Annotated in this window: 3 protein-coding genes and 1 pseudogene; 2 read left to right on the top strand and 2 right to left on the bottom strand. The window is 55.4% G+C overall.

All coding sequences use genetic code 11. The features are described 5' to 3' along the window. Positions 1-586, bottom strand: a pseudogene (locus ALO64_RS23490) (site-specific integrase); the annotation flags it as partial. 101 nt (positions 587-687) lie between these two features. On the opposite strand from ALO64_RS23490, the gene dusA reads away from it, so the two are divergent. Beyond that, a complete protein-coding gene (dusA, locus tag ALO64_RS23495) occupies positions 688-1,707 on the top strand; it encodes a tRNA dihydrouridine(20/20a) synthase DusA (protein WP_044345623.1) in 1,020 nt (339 codons plus the stop codon). Between the two features lie 179 nt (positions 1,708-1,886). Beyond that, a complete protein-coding gene (locus ALO64_RS23500) occupies positions 1,887-3,374 on the top strand; it encodes a glucan biosynthesis protein (RefSeq protein ID WP_044345624.1) in 1,488 nt (495 codons plus the stop codon). A gap of 19 nt (positions 3,375-3,393) precedes the next feature. Here the strand turns inward: ALO64_RS23500 and ALO64_RS23505 are convergent, their stop codons facing one another. Continuing rightward, positions 3,394-4,308 carry a hypothetical protein gene (locus ALO64_RS23505; protein WP_169788682.1) on the bottom strand — a complete coding sequence of 305 codons (915 nt, stop codon included), beginning with the start codon at positions 4,306-4,308 and terminating at the stop codon, positions 3,394-3,396. Positions 4,309-4,381: the final 73 nt, after the last annotated feature.

The raw sequence follows: 4,381 nt of genomic DNA on the forward strand, positions 1-4,381 counted from the left end.
AAACCCGGGGCGGTTCAAGTTCGTCTATGGCGGGGCGTCGGGTACGCTCGTTGCTCTTGCTGACCATTCCTAATTTACGCAGGACGATACGTGCATTTGACATTGCATGGGGGGCGACATCATATCCCCATGCCGGCTTTGCGACGGACAGCACTGCCCCCAGATGCGATAGATCGTTGCCCACGGTCTGCGCCTGGACACCACCGCGCCCATTCCCCATTCGCCATTGTGCATGCTCAACCAGTTTTTGACTGGTCAACGCCGTATCTGACACCTCTCCCAGCCAGCTCTTGCTAATGGCCGTAAGGATTGCTCGCTTGGTCTTGCCCAGAGGACGAACCCTCTCGTACTCGTCAAGGTATCGATCAATCATCTCTTTCACGCTGACCGTCTTGCGGTTCATGCGCTCGATCGCAACAGATACGGCCAGCTCTGCCTCACGTCGTTTCATCCACACTTGAGCCGCCTGCTTGCGATCGAAGGTGTGGGTTTCCTGATAAACTGGCTGCCCGTCTCGATTGATCCGTATCTGCGCGCAGTAGGCAGTTGTGTTTTCCTCGCGCTTGCGTGGTCTGATCGTGCCCATTTTGAATTGGTGCATTTCTGATTTGAGTTGGTAAACGTACCAACAGCTCTCGGAAGACAAGCAAAAATGGCCAAAAAACACTGCATAAAAGATCAGTATTGATGAGCATCGACAAAACAGAAAGCCCAGTAAACGCTGGAGAATCAAGCCCGGCGCTGTCCCGGCGCTTTTCAGTCGCCCCGATGATGGATTGGACCGACCACCATTGTCGCTACTTCATGCGCAAGCTCTCAAAGCATGCCTTGCTGTACACCGAAATGGTCACCACCGGTGCCTTGCTGCACGGCGACCGTGAGCGGTTCTTGCGCCATGACGAGACCGAGCACCCGTTGGCGTTGCAGCTGGGCGGCAGCACGGCGGCGGACTTGGCTGCCTGTTCCCGGTTGGCTGAGGAGGCAGGCTACGACGAGGTCAATCTGAACGTCGGTTGCCCAAGCGACCGGGTGCAGAACAATATGATCGGCGCATGCTTGATGGCGCATCCGCAGTTGGTGGCTGATTGTGTGAAGGCCATGCGCGATGCGGTCGGTATCCCGGTCATGGTCAAGCACCGGATCGGCATCAACGGCCGTGACAGCTACGCCGAGTTGTCTGATTTCGTCGGCAAGGTTCATGAGGCCGGTTGCGAGAGTTTTACGGTTCACGCGCGCATCGCGATTTTGGAGGGCCTGTCGCCTAAGGAAAACCGCGATATTCCGCCGCTGCGTTATGACGTGGTCGCGCAACTGAAGTCTGACTTTCCTGATCTGGAGATTGTACTCAACGGCGGCATCAAGACGCTGGAGCAGTGTAGCGAACATTTGCAGACCTTCGACGGCGTCATGCTGGGCCGTGAGGCTTATCACAACCCATATCTGTTGGCGCATGTTGATCAGCAGTTGTTCGACAGCACTGCGCCGGTTATCAGTCGTTACGATGCGTTGGAGTCGATGCGGCCTTACATTGCGGCGCATATTGCCAGCGGTGGCAACATGCACCATGTCACTCGGCACATGCTCGGGCTTGGTTTGGGTTTCCCCGGCGCACGGCGTTTCCGTCAGTTGCTGTCGGTTGATATACACAAGGCCGAAAATCCCATGCTGTTGCTGGATCAAGCAGCGTCGTTCCTCGAGGGGCATTGAGTTAATCGGACGAACTGAACGGGTGGCTTTGGCGGGCTGATCTATGCTCAGGTCTACCGCCCACCAGATCCACCCCCACCATGTTGAATCGACGAAACTTTCTCGAGTTTTCTTCGATATCTGCTCTGTTGTTCGTATCAGGTATCCCTTCTTCCTCACAGGCTGACGAGCCGCAAAAAATGGGCGATAGCGAGCCCTTTTCGTTCGATCTTTTAGTACAGCGCGCAAAAGAGGCCGCCTCACAGCCGTACATTGTGCCGTTAACTCTTCCGGCGGAGGTACTGGCGAAACTGGACTACGACGCTCACGGCAAGATTCGTTTCAAGCCGGAGTACGCATTGTTCGCGGAGGGACCGGGGCGGTTTCCGGTCACTTTTTTCCATCCGGGGAAGTTCTTCCCCAAGCCGGTGCGGCTCTATGTCGTCGATAAGGGCGCTGCCAGGGAAATTCTCTACGATCAGGCGTATTTCGACATGCCTGAAGACAGCCCTGCGCGTCAGTTGACTCAGGGTGTTGGCTTTGCCGGGTTTCGCTTTCAGGAAAGTCGAACAGGCGATCAGAAAAAACTGGATTGGCGTAATAACGATTGGACGGCTTTTCTCGGCGCTGCGTACTTTCGTGCCATTGGCGAGCTGTATCAATATGGACTTTCCGCACGGGGTATTGCGCTGGATGTCGCCCAGCCCGAGCGTGCGGAAGAATTTCCCGACTTTACTCACTTCTGGTTTGAATCGCCGGACAGCAATACATCCGACTCGGTCGTTGTCTATGCACTGCTTTACGGGCCGAGTATCTGTGGGGCGTATCGCTTTGCCATACAGCGGGGCAAAGGGGTGGTGATGGAGGTCGAGGCCGCACTGTTCATGCGCGGCGAAGTGCAAAGGTTCGGCATCGCGCCGATCAGTTCGATGTACTGGTTCAGCGAACAGGCCAAGAAAACAGCTGCTGACTGGCGGCCCGAGGTGCATGACTCCGACGGACTGGCGATCTGGACCGGTGCAGGCGAGCGAATATGGCGACCGTTGAACAACCCGCCGAGAACCATGGCATCTGCGTTCAGTGACAATAACCCGCGAGGTTTCGGTCTGCTGCAGCGGGATCGCGAATTCAGCCATTACCTGGATGGCGTGCATTATGAACGGCGGCCGAGCCTGTGGATCGAGCCCTTGGGCGATTGGGGGAAAGGTGCCGTACAGTTGGTTGAAATTCCCACTGACGATGAGATCCACGACAATATCGTCGCCATGTGGGTGCCTGAAAAACCGGCAGGCCCCGGAACAGATTACCGGCTGCGTTATCGTCTGCACTGGCTGGCGGACGAGCCGTACCCCGGTGAGTTGGCACATTGCGTGGCGACGCGCTTCGGTAATGGTGGCCGGCCCGGACAGACGCGGCCGCAAGGCGTGCGAAAATTTGTCGTCGAATTTCAGGGCCGCACTCTGGAAAACGTGCCGTTCAATACGTTTCCGGAAGCGGTATTGTCCAGCTCAAGAGGGACTTTCTCCAATATTTTCACTGAGGCGGTGCCTGACGGTATGGCGGGGCATTGGCGGGCGCAATTCGACCTGACGGTAGAAGGTGCAGAACCGGTAGACATGCGTCTGTATCTGCGGCTGGGTGAGCAGACGTTAACCGAGAGCTGGCTGTACCAATACCATCCATCCTGACGGATGAGGCCCGATGCGGTCAGTGCTCTGGATGATAGTCCTGAGGCTCGGTGATTTTTTTGAGTACCAGATAACCCGTATTTTTAGACAGGTGAACGCGATAAAGCGGCCTGATCAGCACCGGGGGTTGAAGATGTTCACCGACTGGCGGCTCGGTATATTTATGGACATTGATGATGCCGGTTCTCGGCAGTGCTTCCGGCAGCGTCAGGCAATGAGTATTCAGTAGGTAACCCAGTACCGGTAAGAAGTTTGAGGCCGACTGCGCCGCGGGCAACCAGTTTTGCAAATAGAACCCTCGCAAATGTATACGCTCCAGCGTTCTCGACTGTGATAGCGCGTCGATGTCGTAGGCAATGCTTCGTGCAACATGCTGGCCCAGCTCTTTTTGCGCGCTCAGAACATTCCCGTAGACAAACGAAAGCGAGAGCATGCCCGCCAGTGGCAGGACGATAAACAGTCTGGGTAACAGCGTTTCCGGCGGGCAGGAACGTTCGTAAAGATAGAGCGCTGCGACAATCAGTATCGAAAAACCGGTCAGGGTTCGGGCCTCCGGGATGAAGTCTTTGAGCATCAGGGTTGTACCCGATACAAGAAATATCAGCAGTGGGGCGGTGACCAGAAATATGAAAAACACGCCCACTCTGCGCCAGAGGGGCTCGGAATATTGCAGCAGGGCTGTCGCGATGGAAATGAGTTTCACAGTGGCAACAAGGGTGATAATCGTGGCGGTCATTTCAAGTAACTCACCGTGCACGAGCAGTGCTATTTGCTGAGCCAGAAACTGTATACGGTCATCTAACTCCTGTAACGCGCCCTGATTTATATTCAGCAGATGCGTGCGGCTGCCTTTGATGAACGGTATCGCCAGGCACGCATAAATCAGAAGCCCCATTGCCAGGATGATCAGTTGGCTCAGTAGTGAAGAGAACAAGACGTTGAACGTCTTTCTCGACTCGACGCTGCGAATAAACTCAATACAGTACAGCTAAGGATTCTCCGATCAA

It is taken from the genome of Pseudomonas meliae (genome assembly GCF_001400515.1).
Lineage (GTDB): Bacteria > Pseudomonadota > Gammaproteobacteria > Pseudomonadales > Pseudomonadaceae > Aquipseudomonas > Aquipseudomonas amygdali.